Annotated in this window: 20 protein-coding genes; 14 read left to right on the top strand and 6 right to left on the bottom strand. The window is 65.7% G+C overall.

The window, feature by feature from the left end; translation table 11 throughout:
* Positions 1-3: 3 nt before the first annotated feature.
* Positions 4-723: a winged helix-turn-helix transcriptional regulator gene (locus LWC34_RS21640; RefSeq protein ID WP_233726998.1), complete on the bottom strand. Its 720-nt coding sequence runs from the start codon at positions 721-723 to the stop codon at positions 4-6.
* A gap of 433 nt (positions 724-1156) precedes the next feature.
* Between LWC34_RS21640 and LWC34_RS21635 the strand changes: the two genes are divergently transcribed.
* Positions 1157-2128 (top strand): LmeA family phospholipid-binding protein, encoded by a 972-nt coding sequence (locus LWC34_RS21635; RefSeq protein ID WP_233726997.1) that lies wholly within the window; start codon positions 1157-1159, stop codon positions 2126-2128.
* Complete coding sequence (locus LWC34_RS21630) at positions 2125-2544, top strand: TlpA family protein disulfide reductase (protein WP_233726996.1); 420 nt, start codon at positions 2125-2127, stop codon at positions 2542-2544. Before LWC34_RS21635 ends, LWC34_RS21630 begins: the two co-directional genes overlap by 4 nt.
* A 221-nt stretch (positions 2545-2765) precedes the next feature.
* On the opposite strand, the gene LWC34_RS21625 is transcribed toward LWC34_RS21630, so the two are convergent.
* Positions 2766-2945, bottom strand: coding sequence for a hypothetical protein (locus LWC34_RS21625; RefSeq protein WP_233726995.1), 180 nt, complete (start codon positions 2943-2945; stop codon positions 2766-2768).
* 464 nt (positions 2946-3409) lie between these two features.
* Here LWC34_RS21625 and LWC34_RS21620 point away from each other — a divergent pair, with 464 nt between their 5' ends.
* Entirely contained in the window at positions 3410-8617 is a 5208-nt protein-coding gene (locus tag LWC34_RS21620; RefSeq protein WP_233726994.1) for an SdrD B-like domain-containing protein, read from the top strand.
* 52 nt (positions 8618-8669) lie between these two features.
* Here LWC34_RS21620 and LWC34_RS21615 read toward each other — a convergent pair whose 3' ends face one another.
* Complete coding sequence (locus LWC34_RS21615) at positions 8670-9227, bottom strand: hypothetical protein (RefSeq protein WP_233726993.1); 558 nt, start codon at positions 9225-9227, stop codon at positions 8670-8672.
* Positions 9228-9493: 266 nt separating this feature from the next.
* On the opposite strand from LWC34_RS21615, the gene LWC34_RS21610 reads away from it, so the two are divergent.
* The 3 genes from LWC34_RS21610 to LWC34_RS21600 are packed head-to-tail and all read left to right on the top strand — an operon-like array spanning position 9494 to position 11121.
* Positions 9494-9937 carry a DUF4395 domain-containing protein gene (locus tag LWC34_RS21610; protein ID WP_233726992.1) on the top strand — a complete coding sequence of 148 codons (444 nt, stop codon included), beginning with the start codon at positions 9494-9496 and terminating at the stop codon, positions 9935-9937.
* Between the two features lie 39 nt (positions 9938-9976).
* Positions 9977-10819, top strand: a complete 843-nt coding sequence (locus LWC34_RS21605; RefSeq protein WP_233726991.1) for a sulfurtransferase — start codon at positions 9977-9979, stop codon at positions 10817-10819.
* On the top strand, positions 10816-11121 hold the full coding sequence (locus LWC34_RS21600; protein ID WP_233726990.1) for a DUF1416 domain-containing protein: 306 nt from the start codon (positions 10816-10818) through the stop codon (positions 11119-11121). Before LWC34_RS21605 ends, LWC34_RS21600 begins: the two co-directional genes overlap by 4 nt.
* Positions 11122-11392: 271 nt before the next feature.
* Here LWC34_RS21600 and LWC34_RS21595 read toward each other — a convergent pair whose 3' ends face one another.
* Positions 11393-12577, bottom strand: a complete 1185-nt coding sequence (locus tag LWC34_RS21595; RefSeq protein WP_233722717.1) for an ISAs1 family transposase — start codon at positions 12575-12577, stop codon at positions 11393-11395.
* Positions 12578-12756: 179 nt separating this feature from the next.
* Between LWC34_RS21595 and LWC34_RS21590 the strand changes: the two genes are divergently transcribed.
* The 6 genes from LWC34_RS21590 to LWC34_RS21565 all read left to right on the top strand — a co-directional run bounded on the left by LWC34_RS21590 (position 12757) and on the right by LWC34_RS21565 (position 17899).
* On the top strand, positions 12757-13329 hold the full coding sequence (locus tag LWC34_RS21590; protein WP_233726989.1) for a peptidoglycan-binding domain-containing protein: 573 nt from the start codon (positions 12757-12759) through the stop codon (positions 13327-13329).
* A gap of 38 nt (positions 13330-13367) precedes the next feature.
* The gene (locus LWC34_RS21585) at positions 13368-13520 is read left to right on the top strand and encodes a hypothetical protein (protein ID WP_233726988.1); all 153 of its coding nucleotides are present in this window, start codon (positions 13368-13370) and stop codon (positions 13518-13520) included.
* A 5-nt stretch (positions 13521-13525) separates the two neighbouring features.
* A complete protein-coding gene (locus LWC34_RS21580) occupies positions 13526-14161 on the top strand; it encodes a heme-binding beta-barrel domain-containing protein (RefSeq protein ID WP_233728805.1) in 636 nt (211 codons plus the stop codon).
* Positions 14162-14163: 2 nt separating this feature from the next.
* Complete coding sequence (locus LWC34_RS21575) at positions 14164-14775, top strand: 5-oxoprolinase subunit B family protein (protein ID WP_233726987.1); 612 nt, start codon at positions 14164-14166, stop codon at positions 14773-14775.
* Entirely contained in the window at positions 14772-15632 is an 861-nt protein-coding gene (locus LWC34_RS21570; RefSeq protein WP_233726986.1) for a 5-oxoprolinase subunit C family protein, read from the top strand. The genes LWC34_RS21575 and LWC34_RS21570 overlap by 4 nt, the downstream gene beginning before the upstream one ends.
* A 233-nt stretch (positions 15633-15865) precedes the next feature.
* Complete coding sequence (locus LWC34_RS21565; RefSeq protein ID WP_233726985.1) at positions 15866-17899, top strand: glycosyl hydrolase family 18 protein; 2034 nt, start codon at positions 15866-15868, stop codon at positions 17897-17899.
* 45 nt (positions 17900-17944) lie between these two features.
* Here the strand turns inward: LWC34_RS21565 and LWC34_RS21560 are convergent, their stop codons facing one another.
* Complete coding sequence (locus LWC34_RS21560; RefSeq protein WP_233726984.1) at positions 17945-18790, bottom strand: aminodeoxychorismate lyase; 846 nt, start codon at positions 18788-18790, stop codon at positions 17945-17947.
* A 90-nt stretch (positions 18791-18880) separates the two neighbouring features.
* Between LWC34_RS21560 and LWC34_RS21555 the strand changes: the two genes are divergently transcribed.
* Together LWC34_RS21555 and ygfZ are read left to right on the top strand one after the other, a co-directional pair.
* Positions 18881-19264, top strand: a complete 384-nt coding sequence (locus LWC34_RS21555; protein WP_233728804.1) for a Fur family transcriptional regulator — start codon at positions 18881-18883, stop codon at positions 19262-19264.
* The gene (gene ygfZ / locus LWC34_RS21550; protein WP_372496657.1) at positions 19240-20328 is read left to right on the top strand and encodes a CAF17-like 4Fe-4S cluster assembly/insertion protein YgfZ; all 1089 of its coding nucleotides are present in this window, start codon (positions 19240-19242) and stop codon (positions 20326-20328) included. Before LWC34_RS21555 ends, ygfZ begins: the two co-directional genes overlap by 25 nt.
* Here ygfZ and LWC34_RS21545 read toward each other — a convergent pair.
* A complete protein-coding gene (locus LWC34_RS21545) occupies positions 20309-20896 on the bottom strand; it encodes a class I SAM-dependent methyltransferase (protein ID WP_308200121.1) in 588 nt (195 codons plus the stop codon). The genes ygfZ and LWC34_RS21545 overlap by 20 nt on opposite strands.
* Between the last annotated feature and the right edge of the window lie 100 nt (positions 20897-20996).

The raw sequence follows: 20996 nt of genomic DNA, 5'->3' as shown, positions 1-20996 counted from the left end.
TTATTACTGAACCACGTCGAGGCTCATTGATTCCTTGACCGGGGCGGCACCTTTGGGCGGCTGGACGAACTTGTAGCCGACGTTACGCACAGTGCCGATCATCTGCTCGTGCTCGATGCCGAGCTTCGCGCGCAGGCGCCGGACGTGCACGTCGACCGTGCGGGTGCCACCGAAGAAGTCGTAGCCCCAGACCTCCTGCAGCAACTGGGCACGGGTGAAGACCCGGCCTGCATGCTGCGCGAGGTACTTGAGCAGCTCGAACTCCTTGTAGGTGAGGTCGAGCGGGCGGCCGCGCAGCCGCGCCATGTACGTGGCCTCGTCGATGACCAGCTCACCGAGCCGGATCGCGCCGTCGCCGTTACCAGGACCAGCTGGGCCACGCGAGGTCAGCAGCCGCAGCCGGGCGTCCACCTCGGCCGGGCCAGCGGTCGGCAGCAGGATCTCGTCGACCCGCCAGTCGGAGGTGACGGCGACCAGGCCGCCCTCGCTGACGATGGCGATGACCGGGCCGGAGTCGCCGCCGCTGGTCAGCAGGCGGCAGAGGCTCTTGGCCCCGGCGAGATCGGTACGGGCGTCGACGAGCACTGCGTCCCGGGAACCGGCATCGAGCAGCGCGGTCACCTCGGGCTGCTGGGTCCGTACGGCGTGCGGGAGCAGCATCAAGGAAGGGAGGACCGAACCCGGCTCTGGGTCAGCGGTAAGGAGCAGTAGGTCAAGGCTCATGGTGAGGCCCACCGCCTTCTCAGGGGTTTCACGTGGTCATGAAGCAGAATAGCGACCGTGGCCGGAAAATCCCCTGTTCGTAACACGCGGTTCACACACGTGGGGCAAGTCACCGCCGATGGAGTAACGCCACGCGGCCTGGTCGCACGCCGTGAAACACCTTCTGACCTGGAGATTGTCCGTGCTCGCCGCGCTGCGAGCCGCGTCGGAAGGCCGATTTCCCCGCACCTGTCCGACCGCTTGAACAGGCACTATGCCACGGTTACGGACGATTTACGTGACGGGAAAAGGTTTTCCGGAAAAACAGCAGTTGGACCGGAAGACGTCCGCGACTTGGACGCGGTGCGCTCAACCGAGGCGCCACAGGCCAAACTGCTGGCGCCTATCCTTGGTGGGCGATTAGGCGCGTCGGGCGCGAGCCCCGGTTCGCGACATGGCTGAACGAGACGTGCACGAGGACGTCGGCAGAGGAAACATCGACACAGGTGGTGGCATGACAACGGTGCCGAACGCAACGGCCAACCCGCCGAGGCCAAAAAAGCCGAAGCGATCGAAAACCCGTCCGCTGGTCATCACCCTTGTGATCCTGCTCGCCCTGCTGGTCGGCGTGGACTTCGGCGCGGCAGCGGTGGCCGAGTACCAGGTCTCCAAGCGGGCGAAGGCAGCCTTCGGCCTGTCCGACGACCCAGCGGTGACCGTGCGTGGCTTCCCGTTCCTCACCCAAGCCATCGGCGGCGAATACGACCACATCACGGTCGACGCCCGCGGCGTGCCGGTAATGGACGTGCTCAAAGACGTCGAAGTGCACGCGGAGATGCGCGGCGTGCAAGCACCACTGTCAGACCTGCTGGCAGGGCGAACGGACTCGATCGCGGTCAGAGAAATCGAAGGCCAGCTGCGCGTGAAGGAAGCCGACTTCAACCGAGCACTGCAGTCCAACTCGCTGAGCAGGCTGCGTACCAGCGACATCACCAACGTGACGATCGCCCCAGTCAGCGAACTGCGCGTGAACGCGTCCCCAGGCACCGAGGACGAAATCGACGACAAAGCCGACCAGGAAGCACTGGCCAAAGAAGAAGAGAACGAAGACGGCACGGCCGGTGTGCGGGTAGGAGCGACTGTCGACTTCGCGGGCCAGAAGACCGACCTGGTCATCTACGGGATCGTCAGCCTGGACAACCAGAAGATCCAGATCAGCCCGAAGCGAGTCACCCTAGCCAACGCGATCGGCGACAACCTGATAGCGCCAAGCATCCAGCAGCAATTCCTCTCCCTCTTCGCGGTCACCCTCGACCCCGGCAAACTGCCAGTGGCAATCACACCAACGGCGGTCCGGGTAGACCCAGGCTCGCTATCGTTGAAAGGGAAAGCAACGAACGTGAAGCTGCGAGGCTTTGTGGGATGACAACCGGCACCTGGGTGTTGATCGGCACGCTCGCCCTGGCAAGCGTGGCCGGTCTCGCCTGGCGCCGTTCGCAAGGCCGGGTGCGAGCCGGGAAGATGTCTTCACTGCCTGCTGAGCTGCGTAAGTTGGTCGATCCGGGTAGCCGGGTGACCTTGCTTCAGATCTCGACAACGTTCTGCGCGCCCTGTCGGCACACGAGGCTCCTGCTGTCCGATTTGGCCGATAAGACCGAAGGCCTGCGGCACATTGATTTTGATGTGACGGATCACCCAGAGGTCGCAACCTCGCTCGGGGTGCTGACCACGCCGACCACCCTGGCCGTGGACTCCCAGGGCGTCGAGTTGATGCGAGTGGGTGGCGTGCCCAAGCGGGAGACGTTGCTGGACGCACTGCGGCCACACCTGGCACCCGAATAAGACAAGCGGCCGCACAATCCCGAGGTTCAGCCCACCTGGTGTGAAGGGTTGGGCGGCATACCCACCATGGTCGAGGGGTCGGGCGGCTTACCCACCTTGGTCGAGGGTTGGGTGGTGTGCCGACCTTGGTTGAGGGGATGAAGGGTTGGGCCTGGAATGTGCGGCGTGCACCCGGTAGCACAATGACGTATCGCCGTGAGCGGTAGCGAACAGGCGGGAAGTCAGCGACGGGTGCCCGCGCGTGTCTGCCGCTCCGGCATGGCGTGTTGAACCCGCGAGCGGCGCACGGTGGCGAGCAACCAGGCCGAAAGCGAGTCGAGCAGTTTGACTCGCCGTGCCGGTGGGGCGGACACGCGGTAGTTCATCCAACCCAACCCGGCAGTGAACGTCAGGCGAGCCATAGGCCGGGTCTGTCGGTATCGCCGGGCCGTAAAAGTCGGGGCTTCCACTGCACGGTGTCTCGCATTGCTCCGCCCTGGCGCGTGTCCACCGTTCCGTCACGGTGTGTCAAACTGCTCGACTCGCTTCCAGCGCGGTTGCTTCTCCCCGTGCGCCGCTCGCGCGTTCAACACACCATGACGGAGCCGGTGGACACGCGAACACGCGCGTGCACACGCAAGGACCCGCGACACGCACAAGCGTCCTACGAACCCTGAATGAGGGGTTTATCCACTTCCGGTATCGCTTTTCCACTCCGCACCGGCTCAGCTGGTTACCGTCAGACAGGTTCACCGTAGACGGTCCACTTTGGAGCGACCGTAGTTTCAGGGATTCGCCACAGTGCGTGAACGCCATCGAACGACCTGCCATTTCGAGCATGATCAACAGTTAACTTTTTCTTGGTGTCGCAGGAAAAGGAGCTGTTGTGAGCAGAGTCGCCGGACTGGTGGCAGCCGGTTCGCTCGTCCTGGCAGGCCTGGTGGTTCCGCTGACCGCCGCGGCTGGTCCTTCGGACGGAACGTTGACGGTCCGCATGGTGCGAGACGTCAATGGGAACGGCTCGTACGAGCCTGCACTCGAAGTCGGCGTCCCGGGCATTCCGGTGACCGTGACAGATCCGGCTGGTGGCACGGCGACCGGCACAACCGGCCCCGATGGCGTGGTGAAGATCGATCTTGGGCCGGTGACCGGTGGCGGCTATCGGGTCGAGGCGTCGATCCCCTCGACCATGCCGCACCTGCGCGCCGCACCGACCGGCAACGGCCTGTCAGGGCTCACGGAGTTCGTCAGCGGACCGAACCCGTCGGTCACGATGGGTGTCTGGAATCCCGGCGGGTACTGCCAGGCCAATCCCACTTTGGCGACCGCCTGCCAGCGGAACATTTCCAAGGCCGGGAACGACCCCGCGGCACGTTCGCTGATGACGTTTCCGTTCACCGCACGCGGCAACGCGCCCGCGCCGACTGTGCTCGCCAAACAAGGTGACACGGGTTCGGTCTTCGGGCTCGCGTACCGCAAGCAAGACAAGCGCTTGTTCAGCGGCGCCTTCGCCAAGCGCCTAGCTGCCTACGGACCCGGCGGACCTGGGGCGATCTACGTAACCACACCCGCTGGAGCGACATCACAGTTCGCCACAGTCCCCAACGCGGGCAGCACGCAGCACTCCGACGGCCACGACGGATCGTTCTTTTCCGTACCAGGTAAGGAAAGCCTGGGCGATCTGGAGATGTCGGAGGACGGCACCGCCCTGTACGCCGTGAACCTGGCCGACAAGAAGCTGTACGTCTTCGACGCCACGGTCCCGGCCGCTTCTTCTCCCGTTGACTCGTATGACATTCCGGCCACGGGCTGCACGAACGCAGCCGACTGGCGGCCGAGCGCACTGGCCGCGCAGGACGGCGTTGTGTACGTCGGCGGAGTCTGCGCCGGGCAGGACCTCAAAGCGGTCGTTCTGCCGTTCCAGAAAGGCGCCTTCGGCGCCGCCTCGCTGACCAAGGCATTGGGCGCGGGCTGGCACGCGTGGCTAGATCGTTGGGACCTCAAGCAAATCACCGCCACCGGCTCCGATGTTGCTTACGCACAACCATTCCTGACCAATATGGCCGTGGAAAGCAACGGCGACATGGTGTTGGCGCTCCGGGACCGGTTCGGTGACCAACTCGGGCACCAAACCCCCGCTCCCAACGGCAACAACGCGTACAACGCGGTGATCGCCGGAACGCTTGACCGCGGCTGCAAGGAAAACTGCGCGAACACGTTCAAGGACACCAAGAACGCCATGGGCGCCGTGGCTTTCGTGCCTGGGTCGGCCAAGATGCCTGCGACCGCGCTTGGCGGGGCCGCGTGGGTCGACCGGGCGGCGGGCGCGTTGGGCGGCACGTTCCAGATCGCCGACCAGGAAGGTTGGGGCAAGGCCAACAGCCTCGCTGACCTGGAAGCTCTCTGCGACCTCGCGCCACTCCAGCTCGGCAGCCGGGTCTGGTTCGACGCTGACAAGGACGGCATCCAGGACGGCAACGAACCACCGCTGCAGGGCATCAAGGTCACCGCGACCCCGTGCGCCGGTGGGGCCGCTTTGCCTGCTCAGACCACCAATGCCAAGGGTGAGTACGCATTCAGCGCGGGCGTTCTCCCAGACACCTGCTACAACCTGAAGTTCGACTTCTCGGGCGCCGTGACCACCGCACTACCCGGCGCGCCACCAGGTTCGTCCTTGAAGTGGACCGTGAAACAAGCAGGCTCAAACAAGGCCGCTGACTCCAATGTGGACACAAGGACCGGCCTGGCGTCGGTCACCACGGCAGGCGCGGGGTCGGTGGACACCACGATCGACGCCGGAGTGATCGCGCCGACCAGCACCTTGGGCGACACGGTCTGGATGGACAACAACCGTAACGGCGTCTTCGACTCCGGCGAGCCGGGCGTCCCCGGAGTCACCGTCACCGCGGGCTCGTTCAAGGCTGTGACCGGCCAAGATGGCAAGTACACCCTCGGCGAACTGCCCGATGGCACCTACCAGGTCTGCTTCACCGGCTGGCCTGCTGGATACCTGCCCACCCCCGCCAACAAGGGTTCGGACGACACCGACTCGGACGCCGACCCCGGAACCGGGTGTGCGCCGCCAGTCACGGTCGGCCCGGCCAAGCGCGAGGATCTCACGATCGACTTCGGCGTCCGTCCGCCGAACAAAGTTGGCGACCTGGTGTGGGCGGACACGAACCGCAACGGCCAGTTCGACGCCGACGAACCACCGGTTCCCGGCGTGACCGTGACGGTCGGGTCGCTGACCACAGTCACCGGGCTGGACGGCAAGTACGTCTTCGACAAGCTGCCGGACGGCAAGCACACAGTGTGCTTCGACCTGAAGAACCTGCCCGCCGCGTTCCTGGACTTCCAGCCAACCAAGGCAAACCAGGGCGATGACGCGATGGACTCGGATGTCGACATGGCGACAGGATGCGCGCCGCCAGTCATTCTGGACGCGGCCAATGCGGAGAATTTCTCGGTCGATGCGGGCCTGGTGCCGCCGGTGAACCGGATCGGCGACTTCGTCTGGTCGGACCTCAACCGGGACGGCCGCCAGGATCCGGGTGAGCCCGGCATCGCCGGTGTCGAGGTCAAGCTGGGTTCGCAGAAGGTCTTCACCGGCGCCGACGGCCGGTACATGTTCGAAGGGATGGCGGACGGGAAGTACACGGTCTGCTTCAGTAGGCACGCGGACTTCGACTTCGTCACGCCGAACACCGGCGACGACAACAAGAACTCCGACGCCGACCCGAAGACCGGTTGTGCGCCAGAGGTTTCCGTCGGACCGGGTACGAGGTCGGTGTTGTCGGTGGACGCCGGGTTCGCGGCGCCGCCGCAGTCCATCGGCGACTTCGTCTGGTCGGACGTGAACCGCAACGGCCTGTTCGACACCGGCGAACCCGGCGTCGCGGGCGTGACCGTAACCCTCGGCTCGCAGCAGACCACGACCGACACCAACGGGAAGTACCTGTTCACGGGCTTGCCTGAAGGTGACCACACGGTGTGCTTCACCGCGCCGGGCGACCTGCAGATGACCAAGCCCAACGTCGGCGACGACGGGCTGGACTCGGACGCCGACCCGGCCTCCGGCTGCGCGCCGCCCGTCCGGCTCGGCCCGGGCAGCCGAAACGTCCTCACGGTCGACGCAGGCCTGTCGTCCCCGGTCAACCGGATCGGCGACTTCGTCTGGTCGGACCTGAACCGCAACGGCCGCTTCGATTCCGGCGAGCCCGGGGTCCCGGGCGTGACCATCACCTCGGGCACGCTGCAGACCGTCACGGATGGCTCCGGCAAGTACCTGCTGTCGGACATGCCCGACGGAAAGTACCGGGTTTGCTTCGCTGTCAACGGTTTCAAGCTCGGTTCCGGCGTCGACGCGAGTGGTTGCGCACCCGAGGTCACGGTCGGCGCGGGCAACCGGTCCGTGCTCACTGTGGACGTTGGCCTGCTGTCAGCGCCCAACAAGGTCGGTGACCTGGTGTGGCGGGACGTCAACCGCAACGGCCTGTACGACTCCGACGAACCCGGGATGCCCGGAATCACCGTCACCACAGGCAGTCTGACGACCGTGACCGGCCCCAAGGGCGAATACCAGTTCCCGGAACTCGGGGACGGCAAGCATGTCGTGTGTTTCGCCCTGAAGGACGACCTGCAGTTGACCAAGCCTTTCGCGGGTTCGGCCGACAAGGACTCGAACGCGGATCCGTCGACGAAGTGCGCCCCTGCGGTGAATCTCGGGCCGAGCAACCGCGAGGACCTGACGGTCGACGCGGGCCTGATGTCACCGGTCAACCGGATCGGCGGATCGTTGTGGCTGGACCGTAACCGCAATGGCGCGTTGGACTCCGGCGAGCTGCCCGCACCAGGTGTGACGGTCAAGGTCGGGTCGTTGACCGCGGTGACCGACGCAGGCGGAAAGTACCTGTTCAGCGACCTGCCGGACGGAACACACCAGGTGTGCTTCGGAATGCACCAGGACTTCACGGCACCGTGCGCGGCTGACGTGGTTCTCGGTGTCGGCAAACGAGAGTTCCTGGCCGTGGACGCGGGGTTGGTCGCCCCGCCGAACCAGATCGGCGACCTCGTGTGGCTGGACTCGAACCGGAACGGCTCGCTCGACGCCGATGAGTCAGGTCTGCCGGGAATCACCGTGCACGCGGGCGCTTTGCAGGCTGTCACGGACGCCTCGGGCAAGTACTTGTTCAACGACGTGCCGGACGGCTCGTACCGGGTCTGCTTCACGTTGCCGGAGAAGTACCTGTACGCGAATGCCGATGGCTGCGCCGAAACGGTCACGGTCGGGCCGGGCAACCGGTGGGTGATGTCGATCGACGCTGGGCTGCGTCCGCCCAACCAGCTTGGCGGTCTCGTCTGGTACGACACGAACGGCAACGGCGTGGTCGACGCAGGTGAGCGCGGTGCGGCGGATGTCGAGGTGACCGTGGGCTCGCGCAAGGTCCGCACCGGTCCCGATGGGCGCTACCTGGTTCCGGATCTGCCGGATGGTCGCTATGTCGCCTGTTTCGCGCGGGTCGGCGAGTACCAGGCGGTCGCGATCGACCCTTCCACCTGGTGCACCGCGCCGACCCGGCTGTACGCCGACAAGTGGGAGGACCTGTCGCTGAACGCCGGACTGGTGTCGCCACGCAACCGGATCGGCGACTTCGTGTGGATCGACAAATCGCGCGATGGTCTCCAGGACTCCGGCGAGGCCGGTGCCGCGAACGTGACAGTCGTGCTTTCGCAGGACGGCAAGGAGATCGCCAAGACCGTGACCGACAAGAACGGCCGGTACCTGTTCGACGGGCTTTCGGACGGGAACTACGTCGTGTGCCTGCCGCGCTCGGAGCTGAAGGGATACAGCATCGCCACCCGGGACGCAGGTGAGGACACCCGTGACTCCGATGTGGACGCTGGCAGCGGGTGCAGCCAGCCGGTGTACGTCGGCGCTACCAAGCGCGAGGTGCTCACGGCGGACATCGGGCTGCTGCCACCCAAGGCACTGGCGAACACGGGCGCGTCGATCGGGTGGATGGTGACGGGCGGCGTCGGTGTCGTAGCGATCGGCCTGCTGTTGCTCCTCTACCGACGCCGTCGCACCACATAACCCCAGGTCAGACCTCGTGAGTGTTTTCGCCGGTTCTAACCGGCGAAAACACTCACGAGGGGGTTTTGAAGGTGATGGTCGCGGTTTGGTCGCTGATTTTGGCGTCCAGGCGCATCAGCCGCCCGGCGCTGTCCACCCAGTAGGTCAATGAGCCTGTGTCGAACACATCCACGGCCACCCCAGCCACGGAATCCGATCGGAGCCACCGGGCAGAGGAAGGTACCTGGTCTGGCTGAGTGGCGGTGATGCTGGTCAGCAGGATCAACACCGTGTCCAGCTCGGCGCCTTGCTGCAACGGCCGGTACTGCCAGTCCCCTCCTTGCCGCACGGCCAGCGACGAAGGATTCCACTGCAACGACCCACCAGCCGCCTCATCCGTGCGGCCCTCGGTGGACAAGGTCGCCTCCCCTGTCCGCGCCGCGAAGTCGAGCCGCCCGACCAGCCGCAACGCCCCGCCAGCCGTCGGCACCCGCGCATCCATCCCGACAACACGTGCACTGTGGTTGACGACCCGGACCCCGGCGAGCCGGGTCGCTTCCTCCGATGACAGGGCCCGTGGGCCGCCGCAGGCCGTCAGGAGCAGGCACGACAGGATGACCAGGCGCTTCACGATCCGGCAGGGTAATCACGCGCTGACCTGCGTACGGGGATCCTCACTCGATCGTGTTTCCCACTGGATGGACGGTCGTGCTCTGATATGTGAGATCCAGGTAGTCTCCGGACTGTGTATACGTTGCTGACCAGGCGCCGCGCGGTTGATTACTGCCGCGTGGACTCGAGCCTCTGTCAAGCAACTCTCTGACCAGGCGATTCCGCGCGTCCGAAGCCAGCTAGAGCGACGCATCCGCATGCTTGCCCGCAGGTCAGGAGGACACGATGTCCGCAGGCCCACCCGTCGATCCCCGAGGTCCGAGGCTCTCCGCCTGGATCACCACCGTTGTTCTCGCCGTCGTTCTCGTCACGCAGTGGTGGCCACTTCTGGCCATTCAGGCTGTCATCTTCGCCATTGGCGCGTTCGCCGGACTGAAGTACGCACCTTATTCACTGCTTTACCGCTACCTCGTCGCGCCGCGCCTCGCGCCGAGCGACGAGCGTGAAGACGCAGCTCCGTTGCGGTTCGCGCAGGGCGTCGGGTTCGCGTTCGCCGCTGTCGGCACGGTCGCGTTCGCGCTCGGCGGTGCCACGGTCGGCATCATCGCGACGGCGTTCGCGCTGGCCGCGGCGTTCTTGAACGCGGCTTTCGGCTTCTGCCTCGGCTGCGAGACCTACCTGCTCCTGCGCAGGCTCACCCCGTCCGTCGGCCGGCAGACACCGGCCTGAGATTCCCACCACCCCTAGAAAGAAAGCGAGAGGCGCTCGATGAGCCGCGAAAACGTGCTGGTGTCAGCCCAGTGGGCAGAGGACAACCTTGAGACGCCGGGGGTGGTTTTCGTCGAGGTCGACGAGGACACCAGCGCATACGAGACCGGGCACATCCCGGGTGCCGTCAAGGTCGACTGGAAGAACGAGCTGCAGGACCCGGTGCGCCGCGACTTCGTCGACCGCGCGGGCTTCGAGAAGCTGTTGTCCGAAAAGGGAATCGCCAACGACGACCTGGTGATCCTGTACGGCGGCAACAACAACTGGTTCGCCGCGTACGCGTACTGGTACTTCAAGCTGTACGGCCACGACACGGTCAAGCTGCTCGACGGCGGCCGTAAGAAGTGGGAGCTCGACGGCCGTCCGCTGTCGCAGGACGTCGTCAAGCGCGACGAGACCACGTACACCGCGCAGGAGCAGAACCTGAAGCTGCGGGCGTTCCGTGACGAGGTCGTCGAGGCGATCAACACCAAGAACCTGGTCGACGTGCGGTCGCCGGACGAGTTCAGCGGCAAGCTGCTCGCCCCCGCGCACCTGCCGCAGGAGTCCGCGCAGCGTCCCGGCCACGTGCCGAGCGCGATCAACGTGCCGTGGGCCAAGGCCGCGAACGAGGACGGCACATTCCGTTCCGACGACGAGCTTCGCGAGATCTACAAGGAAGCCGGGATCGACGAGTCCAAGGCGACCATCGCGTACTGCCGGATCGGTGAGCGCTCGTCGCACACGTGGTTCGCGCTGCACGAGCTCCTCGGCTACGAGGACGTCAAGAACTACGACGGTTCATGGACCGAGTACGGGTCGCTGGTCGGCGTCCCGGTTGAAACCGGCACTGGCAAGGAGTGAATGTGAGCAGCAGCTGCGGAGCACCCGACCAGGCGGCACCGATCGCCGACGCGGGCGGGCAGACTGTCCTTTCCGGGCGAGTCCTGTCCGGTGAGGCCCCGGTGGGCGGCGCGTTCGTGCGCCTGCTCGACGGCAACGGGGACTTCACCGGCGAGGTCGTCTCCTCGCCGAACGGCGAGTTCCGGTTCTACGCCGCGCCTGGCTCGTGGACGGTGCGTGCGCTGCACCGCACCGGCAACGGCGAGGCGTCGGTCCAGGCGGACGGCCCTGGCATCCACGAGGTGGCCGTAGCCGTCGCCTGATCTACCAAAGCACTACAACCGGGTAGCCCGAACGGGCTACCCGGTTTTTTTCTGCTGACTTGTGCAACCTCTCCAGGACCCGGCCGTCTTTATGTGTACAAGGGCGACAAACAATCACCGCCAAGTGGGGGCGAAATCCGCAGCCGAAGTCAGGGGCTTCGTGCTGCCGTTTTCAGCGGTGGTTTCGGTCAGCCATACAAATCTGGAGGGGAAAAACAATGCGTAAGTTCCTGATCCGTGCCCAGGGCAATAGCAAAGTCGTTGTTGCTGTTCAGGGGGTAGATGCGGCCAGGAGCGGGAGGATTCTCATGCGGTCGGCGGCGATCCATTCCAGGGTGCGTTTGATCTCGGTGAGTCCAGCCAGGCGGATCAGGCCGATGGCCAGATTGCGGAGCATGGCCATGGCGTGAGCACCGTTGCCGGTGTAGGCGTGCTGGTGGTCCTCAGCGAACACGACGTCGCGGACCCAGTGGATTTTGTTCTCGATGCCCCACTGACCCCGTACCAGGCCACCAATGTCCCGAGCGGACGCTCGCTCGGTGTTCAGGCTGGTCACGCCGTATGCGATCTCTTTGTGGACGCGTTGCCCGGCGAGGTTGAACACGTCCCGGCGGATGCGGAAGACCTGGGCGGCATGAGGGAAATCGACGCCCTCGGCGACGGTCGCCCAGATGGCCCGGCGGGTGATCCGCCCGTGGCTGCGCTCGTCGTCCACATGGTCCTCCGACCCTGGGGCAGCAGGCGGCAGCAGGGCTTGGACCTGGGCCAACAGGGTCGGCTGGTTGCCTTTGACAGCAAGCACGTAGTCCGCCTGCTTGTCGGACACCAGGTGCCGCGCGGTGTCGCGCTGGGTGTGCGCGGCATCGGCCGTGACCACCGCACCCGCCAGATCCATACCCGTGAGCAACGACTTGACCTGCGTGGTCTCGGTCGTCTCGTCGGGGACCCGGATCTGCGAGATGACCACCGCCTGGCCGTGACGCATCGCCGAGAACAGGCGCACACCACCGGAATTACGCACGGCCTTGCCGTCGATGGCCACCCCGTCGAAGCCAGCACAGCCGTCGTCGCCGGCCAGGGCCATCGCTCGATCAGCCAGCCAGTGGCACACCAGCCTGTCGGCGGCCTCGGCGTCCACCGACTCGACCACCCGGCGGATCGTGTCCGCGCTCGGCGCCACACGCCGTCCCGATAGGACGCTCCGCCGCGCCCCGACCAGCTCCAGCAACTCCTGCGGCAAGTCCTCGGCCCGGTCACCGGCCTCCCGGTAGTTCTTCGCCCCCGCCAATACCGCCAGCACCGTCACGGCCAGCACCGTGGCGATGTGATGCCGAATCCCCCGGCGTTTACGGGGATCGGCGACCTTGCCCAGCAACGCGACCAAGTCGGCTAGCTCAGCCGAGCCCATCATGACCGACGCATCGACGGGTACGCAGACGGCATGCGACACTGACACCAGCGGCCTTTCGACAGACGATCAAGAGCGTGAGAACTCACATCGTCCCATCGAAGGGCCGCATCTCCTTACCCACCAGGGAAAACCTCACCCCGCCCCACCACTCCCAAGATCAACCGACTTTGCTTTAGCCCTGGATCCGTGCCCTGGTCGCCGCGGTTCTGACCGGCGGAATGGCCGTGACCAGCGGAGTCCTTTCGGCCAGCCCGGCGATGGCCTGCGGCGAGGAAAAAGAAAGGTCTGACAAGCTCGCCGCGATGATGCCGCAAGTCAACCCCGGCGACACCGGACAGCACGTGCTGGCATTGCAGCTGTCGCTGCGAAACGACGGCTACACCTATTTGAATGGCACCGGCAATTACTCGGGTAACACGCTGACCGCGGTGCAGGATTTCCAGCGCAAGAACGGAATCAACCCGAGTGGAATTGTCGGCTCCAAGACGTGGCACGCGTTGGTCGGGAAACTGCCGCCGTCGCTGACCGGCAACGGCGAGATGACCCCGCCGAGCTTCGGCATCAACCCGGGTGAGCGCAACGACGAAAAGATGGGCTGGCTCAACAACGCCGTACAGCGGATCTATCCGTACTACCTGGACCTGCCTGAGTGGAGCGACACCTACCAGGGCCGGATGGTCAGCATCGTGCAGGACTTCCAGCGCCGCGCCGGGATCAACCCGAGCGGGATCGTCGGCCCGAAGACGTGGAACGCGATGTACGAGGTGATCGCGGCCAGCGGCGGGTGGGGCTGCTGACCACCCTGAAGAGGGGGAGAAAGAGGACCCAGGACGCCATGACGGCGTCCTGGGTCCTCGGGCTGTCGGTGGCGGCGGTTATCCTCAGTGCCGTGGAGCTGATTTTCACCTCGCTGCTGGTCATCATGGCCTTGGCGACCTTGTGGTTCGCCGGCTACGTCGTCTACCGGCTGTACAGCGACAACCGCTGATGAGCATGGACAACGGCGGCGCGGTGCCGGGCAGTGGTGACGCGGCGGTGCAGGCCGCGGAGGAGCGGGCGAAGCTGACCCGCCACCTGAACCTGCCCCAGTTCACCGACTTGCCGATCCCGGCGGATACCGCGAACCTGCGGGAAGGCCCAAACCTCAACGACGCTCTGCTGGCGTTGCTGCCGTTGGTCGGCGTCTGGCGCGGCGAGGGCGAAGTCGTCTATCCCACATTGGACAAAACTCACAAGTTCGGCCAGCAGATCACGTTCGCCCACGACGGCAGGCCGTTCCTGTCCTACGAGGCCCGTGCCTGGCTGCTGGACGACGACGGCAACGTGATCCGCCCGGCGGCAAGGGAAGTCGGCTGGTGGCGCGTGCAGGCCGACGACACGATCGAGCTGCTTCTCGCGCACAACACCGGGATCGTCGAGATCTTCTACGGCAAGCCGCGCACCCAGACCTCGTGGGAGCTGACCACGGACGCGGTCGTGCGGACGGCGTCAGCCAAGGAAGTCAACGGTGCCAAGCGACTGTATGGCCTGGTCAACAACGGTGACCTCGCGTATGTCGAGGAGCGCGCGATGGTCGGCCAAGACCTCCAGCCGCACACGTCGGCGTATCTGACGCGCGTCGTCGGCTGAGTATGCGCCTACGGCGGTGCGGTGCGGACGCGATGCTCGTTGAAGTGGAAACACTGGACGAGGTCGACGCCGTACGGGCCGCGTTAGCCGATGCGGAGCTTCCTGGGCTCGTCGAACTGGTTCCGGCCGCACGGACCGTCCTGGTGGCGTTCGAGCCTGGCTCCGGTGGTTTGGCGGGGCTACGGCCGTTGCTGGACACCGTTGATCTGACGAAGCGCGCTGTGACCGAGCCGCGCGAGGTCGTGATTCCGGTGCGCTACGACGGTCCAGACCTTGAGCTCGTCGCCTCGACCGCAGGCACGGACGTCGCCGGGGTTGTCGAGCTGCACACCAGCGCCGAGTACAAGGTCGCGTTTTCCGGGTTCGCGCCTGGATTCGGCTATCTGGTGGGGCTTCCCGAGGCGTTGCGGCAGCCAAGGTTGGACAACCCGCGCAAGCGCGTCGAGCCTGGTTCGGTGGCGATCGCGGGCGAATATTCAGCTATTTACCCAACCGCGTCACCTGGCGGCTGGCGGTTGATTGGCCGCACGGACGTGACGTTGTTCGATTCCCGCCGTGAACCCGCTGCTTTGCTCGCGCCTGGCGATCTTGTGCGGTTCGAGGCCGTCCATTGAGGGCGCTCACCGTGCTCGGCACCGGGCCGCTGGCGTTGGTCCAAGACCTTGGCAGGCCGGGAAACGCGCATCTGGGCGTGCCGCCATCCGGCGCCTTGGACCAGCCTTCGCTGCGATTGGCGAATCGGCTCGTGGGAAATCCCGAGTCGGCCGCGGGCATCGAGTGCCTGCTCGGTGGATTGTCGGTGCGCGCCGAGGCGTCGTGCACGATCGCGGTGACCGGTCCATCGGTCGCTGTTTCAGCGTCCGGCCGTGCGGTCGGTTCACACAATCCGGTGCATCTGTCGGCCGGTGACGAGCTGACGATCGGCGTCCCGGACACCGGTTTGCGCTGCTATATCGGCGTTTCCGGCGGTATCGAGGTTCCCGTCGAACTGGGGTCACGGGCCACCGACATGCTGTCCGGAATCGGCCCCAAGGCGTTGAAAAAAGGCGATGTGCTGCCGCTCGGCAAGCCTGGCCTGCCGGTCGGCGTTGACGAGATCGCGCCAAGCCAGCCCGCGGCGGAGCTGACGATCCCGGTCCTGCTCGGACCGCGCGACGACTGGTTCACGTCGCCAGCCGCACAGCTCATCGCTGGCCAGTGGAAGGTTTCGCCGGAGAGCAACCGCGTCGGGCTGCGGCTCGTCGGAACGGCCTTGCGCCGGAGAGAGTCTTTCCAGGACATAGAGCTCGCCAGCGAGGGCCTGGTGACGGGCGCGATCCAGGTGCCGCCAAACGGTTTGCCCGTGATCTTCCTTGCCGACCACCCGACGACCGGCGGTTACCCGGTGATCGGTGTCGTCGCGGCACACAGCCTGCCTTTGCTCGGCCAGGCGCGGCCAGGTGTCCGAATCAGCTTCCGCCCAACGGCGTAATACCCGTTTCAGTATGCAGAACAACTGAGATGGAGCGTTGTGTGCCGGGTCACACGCGCCGCACCCTGGTCTAGACCACTGTGTGGAGAGGAACCCTGCCATGTCTAGAAAACCTCGCTCCACAAGATCCCGATTGATCACCGCCCTCGCCGCTGCCGTCCTGGCTCTCGCCTCGCTCACCGTGCCAGCACACGCGGCTGGCAGCCTGCTTCGAAGTGCCTACAGGCGTCACTGTGAGCACGGGTGAGCACGCAACCGTGTCGCAAAGCGGCACTTCCGTGACCGTCACCCCGGCGTACTACATCAATTCGCTGACACCAGGGCGTTCCACGTATCCCTACAGCCCAACCGTCCGGTTCAGCACCGCGACAACCCCGACAAGCTGCCGTATCGACGACGGCAACTGTGACGGCTCAGCCGAAACACCACCCGGCGCGCCGACCAACGTACGCGCGACAGTGAAGACAACCCGGACCATCACGTTGGCATGGAACGCTTCCACTGCGGGATCGCTCCCAGTCGTCGGTTACGAGGTGTATCGCGGCACCACTCTCGTTGCTTCCCCGACGACCACAACGGCGTCGATCACCGGACTGACCCCGAACACCGACTACAGCTTCACGGTCGTAGCGTTGGACCGTAAGGGAACCAAATCTCCCGCCAGCGCGCCGCTGACCGTCCGTACGAACAACCCGAGCGACGACACCCAGGCGCCGACCGTCCCGGGCAACTTCCGTTCAACCAGTACCGACTCTGGCAGTGTTTTCCTGGCTTGGAACGCATCCACCGACAACACCGGGGTTGTGGCGTACGACGTCTACAACGGCACGACGCTCGCGCTGACCGTGACCGGTCTCACCGCCAGGGTGACCGGCCTTGCACCGTCCACAAGGTACACATTCACCGTTCGCGCGCGAGACGGCTACGACAACGCTTCAGCCGCAAGCATTGCCGTCGCTGTGTCCACATCGGACATCGTGGCCGGGTACGCGAAGGTTGCCTACTTCGTACAGTGGGGTATCTACGGCAGGCAGTACTTCGTACGGAACCTGCACACCTCAGGCGCGGCAGGCAAACTGACGCACCTGCTGTACGCGTTCCAGAACATCGACCCGGTCAACCTGACGTGCCAGTCGGGCGTCACCAAGGCCACGTCCGCCAACCCGCAAGATCCCAACCAGGGTGACGGCGCAGGCGACGCCGAAGCCGACTACAGCCGCCCATTCGCCGCCGCTCAGTCTGTCGATGGCGTCGCGGACACCGGCTGGGAAACCTTGCGCGGCAACTTCAACCAGCTCAAGAAACTCAAGGCGCTCTATCCGAACCTGAAGATCCTGGTGTCGCTCGGCGGCTGGACGTATTCGAAGTACTTCTCCGATGTCGCGGCAACGGACGCCTCGCGCAAGAAGTTCGTGGCCTCGTGCGTCGACACGTGGTTGAAGGGCAACATCCGGCCGTACGGCGGCGCGGGCGGACCGGGCACGGCAGCCGGGATCTTCGACGGCATCGACATCGACTGGGAATGGCCAGGAAGTCCGGACGGTCACCCCGGAAACCACTGGAGCGCAGGCGACAAGAACAACCTGACCGCGTTGCTGGCCGAATTCCGCACGCAGATGGACGCCTATGGCACGACCACAGGAAAGCGCTACGAACTGCAGGCCTTCACCCCGGCCGACCCGGCGAAGGTGACGGCGGGCTGGGACGTCAGCAAGATCTTCCAGTACCTGGACGTGGCCAACGTGCAGGGCTACGACTTCCACGGATCCGGCAGCGACAACTCGTGGGAGCCCAACCGCACCGGGCACCAAGGAAACCTCTACCCGGACGCGGATGACCCTTATCCGTTCAAGTTCAGCGCTGAGGCCGCGATCAACGCGTACACCAACGCTGGCGTGAATCCGCGCAAGCTAACGCTTGGTCTGGCGTTCTACGGCCGTGGTTGGCAAGGCGTGGCGAACGGCGGCAAGAACGGCGAGTGGCAAAGCGCAACCGGCGGCGCGCCAGGCCAATTCCCTGAGGAGACAGGCACTCGGGGCTACGGCAACTTGGTCGCGAGCGTCCCGGGTTGCACGGTGTACCACGACGAAGCCGCGGTGGCGACGTCCTGCTACACCGGCAACCAGTGGTGGACCTTCGATGACGTCTGGTCCATCCAACGCAAGACAGCGTGGATCAAGCAAAGAGGCCTGCTCGGCGCGATGGCCTGGGAGATGTCCGGCGACCCAGGCCTGCTGATGAACGCGGTCGACACAGGTTTGCGCTGATCAAAGCTCGTGAGTGGTTATCCGCGTTAGAACACGGATAACCACTCACGAGTATTCGGAGTTGTAGAGGCGGTCCAGCTCGGTGTGGATTGCGGTGCTGTCGGGCAGCTGCGTGCCGTTGAGGGTGTGCAGGCGGGTGATCTTGCGAACGCTGGAGGTGAAGAACAGGCCGTCCGCCTCCGCCAGTTCGGAAACTCGCAGGGGCTCGGTCTTGACCGACCAGCCCTCACGCTCGGCAGCCCGGAACAGGGCGGCCTGGGTTGTGCCGGGCAGGATGCCGATGGTCGCGGGCGGGGTACGCAGGGTCTTGCCGGACACGGCGACCAAGGTCGAGGTCGGACCTTCGAGCACGAAGTCGTCCGAGGTCGTGAAGATGACCTCCTCTGCCCCGCGCCGGGCGGCCTCGCGAAGCGCAGCCATGTTCACCGCGTAAGACAGCGTCTTGGCCCCCAGGAGCAGCCAAGGCGCACGCACGGCGGCCTCGTTGTCGAACCCGCGGTCGAGGGTCACCGCCGCGATGCCCGAGGCGCGCTGGCGCTTCACCGTCTCGCTGATTTCCAGGCCGAGGGCGAAGCCGGTTGGCGTCCCGTCGCCGCCTTCTATACCTCGTGTGTACACCCATTTGAGTGCGATCTCCGCGCCGCCCGTCCAGTTGTCCAGGACGGCCTTGGTCGCGCGGTCGAAGTCCGCACGGGACGGCTCGGGCATGTCGAGCATGGCCGCCGAACGGACCAGGCGATCGAAGTGCGGGCCCAGCTCACGGGGTTTTCCGTCCACCACAAGCACGGTCTCGAAGATCCCGTCGCCGCGCATCAGGCCAAGATCGTCGACGCGGATCAGCGGATGTGTCGAATCGGCGATGGTTCCGTCGAGAAGCGCTAGTACTGGCATGAGGGTCAACGTACTCCCGCATATATTGGGTACGTGGAGACGACTCGTAAAGAACGGGCGGCGCTCAAGTCCACCCTGCACGAACGCGGCATGCGGATGACGCCCCAGCGTCAGCTCGTGCTGGACGCGGTCATGGCGTTGGAACACTCCACACCGGAACAGGTGTGCAAACGCGTCCAGGAGACGACCCCGACGGTCAACATCACCACCATTTACCGGACGCTTGACCTGCTGGAACACCTCGGGCTGGTGCGGCACGCACACATCGGGCACGGCGCGCCGACGTACTCGGCTCGCGACCACGAGCACGTGCACCTCGTCTGCCATCAGTGCAGCGAGGTGCAGGAGATTCCGAACGAGCTGCTCGACAACCTCGCGGGAACACTGCGTGACCGGTACGGGTTCAGTCTTGATGCAAGTCATGTCGCGCTGTCCGGCACGTGCCGGAACTGCATCAACGGGGAGAGCAAGTGACGCTGCCGGGAGCCGTGCCGCCGCAGGAGGACAACCCGGACCAGGGTGTGGCCTGGCATTACGGCGACCCGTTCGGTGAGCAACGGGCAGCCGCGCGCACGGTGGCTGTGGTCGACCGTTCCAACCGTGAGGTCATCGCGGTTCCTGGCGACGACCGGCTGAGCTGGCTGCACCTGATGATCTCGCAGCACGTGAGCGACCTGCCGGACAACACCGGCACCGAGGCGCTCGTGCTGGACAGCCAGGGCCGGGTGAACGCGCACATGGTGCTCGCGCACCGCGACGGCACGGTCTGGATGGACACCGAGCCGGGCGCGAAGGCGACCGGTGCCCGTGGTGACGAGCAGACGCTGCTGGATTACCTCGAGGCGATGAAGTTCTGGTCCAAGGTCGAGCCGCGGGACGCGACCGCCGAGATCGCCATGCTGTCGTTGATCGGCCCGGACGCTGGTCAGACGCTCGAAAGCGTCGGCTTGAACGTTCCGACCGACACCTATGGCGTCGACGGCCTGGTCCGCCGGATGCCCGGCAACACCTTCGACTTGCTCGTGCCCCGCGAGGAGCTGACGGCCTGGTGGTCGAAGCTCACGGAAGCGGGCGCACGGCCGATGGGCAGCTGGGGTTACGAAGCTCTGAGGGTCGAAGCACTAAGGCCCAGGCTCGGTGTGGACACCGACGAGAAGACCATTCCGCACGAGGTGAACTGGGTTCCGTCAGCCGCGCACGTGGCCAAGGGCTGCTACCGCGGCCAGGAGACAGTGTCCAAAGTGCACAACATCGGCCGCCCACCGCGGCGGATGTTGCTCCTGCACCTTGATGGCTCCGCGGATTCGCTGCCGGAGACCGGTGATCCGGTCAACGCGGGCGAGCGGACCGTCGGGCGGGTTGGCACTGTCGCGCAGCACCACGAGCTCGGTCCGATCGCCTTGGCGCTGATCAAGCGGTCCATCGGGCCGGAGACCGAGCTGGCCGCTGGCGGCGTGGCCGCGTCGATCGACCCGGACTCGATCCCGGCCGACACGCCCGGCCTAGGCCGCGAAGCCGTCAAGCGACTGCACAGCTAACGGCCTTCTGCACGCGTAGATCCGGGCTGGCGGGCATGTTGCGCCAGACGGTGTGGCTGACGATCACTTCGTCGAACACCGCGTGCAGGAGCCGGTGGAAGCTGCGCGCGCCGGACATGGCGCCCGCGTGCCGGTAGGCGAACGTGGTGAAGGCGCCATCCGGCCTGAGAACGGCCGCGATCTGGTCGAGGATCCGGCGCTGGCGTGCGGGTTGGAACAGCGCCCACGGCAGGCCGCTGACCACCGCGTCGGCCTTCACGCCGAGGTCGGTGAGCGACGCGGCATCGCCGTGGACCACCTCGACCCCGGGGTGTGCCGATTTCAGGAAACGAACCATTGCTTGGTCGATCTCGACGGCGACGTGGCTGCCGGTCGCGGGCAGCCTGCGCTGGATCGCGGCCGTGACCGCTCCCGTGCCCGGTCCGAGTTCGACGACGGTCGGCGAGCCGGTGCTTGGCGTGATGGCCGCGAGCAGGTCGGCGAGGCCCGGTGAGCTGGGTGCGACCGCGCCGATCACGCCTGGCCTGCGCATCGCCGCGGTGAGGAAGGTCTGGAACTGCGAGGTCATGCCAGCCACGGTCGGCTCGATCACCGGCGGAAATCTCGGCAACCAGGCCGGACTCGTCTCCTACCCAGGGAGGAGGCGACTCTCAGCTTTCCCGGCATAC

Origin of the sequence: Kibdelosporangium philippinense, assembly GCF_021390435.2 — a bacterium.
Taxonomy (GTDB): domain Bacteria; phylum Actinomycetota; class Actinomycetes; order Mycobacteriales; family Pseudonocardiaceae; genus Kibdelosporangium; species Kibdelosporangium philippinense.
The sequence above is the reverse complement of the archived record's forward strand: the minus strand, read 5'-3'. Positions and strand labels throughout refer to the sequence as shown.

Excerpts from the sequence above, each read along its gene's own strand:
- LWC34_RS21560 (WP_233726984.1), bottom strand. The coding sequence starts at position 18,790 with ATGCCAGTACTAGCGCTTCTCGACGGAACCATCGCCGATTCGACACAT.
- LWC34_RS21545 (WP_308200121.1), bottom strand. The coding sequence starts at position 20,896 with ATGACCTCGCAGTTCCAGACCTTCCTCACCGCGGCGATGCGCAGGCCA.
- LWC34_RS21580 (WP_233728805.1), top strand. The coding sequence starts at position 13,526 with ATGGACAACGGCGGCGCGGTGCCGGGCAGTGGTGACGCGGCGGTGCAG.
- LWC34_RS21625 (WP_233726995.1), bottom strand. The coding sequence starts at position 2,945 with ATGGCTCGCCTGACGTTCACTGCCGGGTTGGGTTGGATGAACTACCGC.
- LWC34_RS21640 (WP_233726998.1), bottom strand. The coding sequence starts at position 723 with ATGAGCCTTGACCTACTGCTCCTTACCGCTGACCCAGAGCCGGGTTCG.
- LWC34_RS21555 (WP_233728804.1), top strand. The coding sequence starts at position 18,881 with ATGCGGATGACGCCCCAGCGTCAGCTCGTGCTGGACGCGGTCATGGCG.
- LWC34_RS21635 (WP_233726997.1), top strand. The coding sequence starts at position 1,157 with ATGGCTGAACGAGACGTGCACGAGGACGTCGGCAGAGGAAACATCGAC.
- LWC34_RS21630 (WP_233726996.1), top strand. The coding sequence starts at position 2,125 with ATGACAACCGGCACCTGGGTGTTGATCGGCACGCTCGCCCTGGCAAGC.
- LWC34_RS21610 (WP_233726992.1), top strand. The coding sequence starts at position 9,494 with ATGTCCGCAGGCCCACCCGTCGATCCCCGAGGTCCGAGGCTCTCCGCC.
- LWC34_RS21575 (WP_233726987.1), top strand. The coding sequence starts at position 14,164 with ATGCGCCTACGGCGGTGCGGTGCGGACGCGATGCTCGTTGAAGTGGAA.
- LWC34_RS21605 (WP_233726991.1), top strand. The coding sequence starts at position 9,977 with ATGAGCCGCGAAAACGTGCTGGTGTCAGCCCAGTGGGCAGAGGACAAC.
- LWC34_RS21585 (WP_233726988.1), top strand. The coding sequence starts at position 13,368 with ATGACGGCGTCCTGGGTCCTCGGGCTGTCGGTGGCGGCGGTTATCCTC.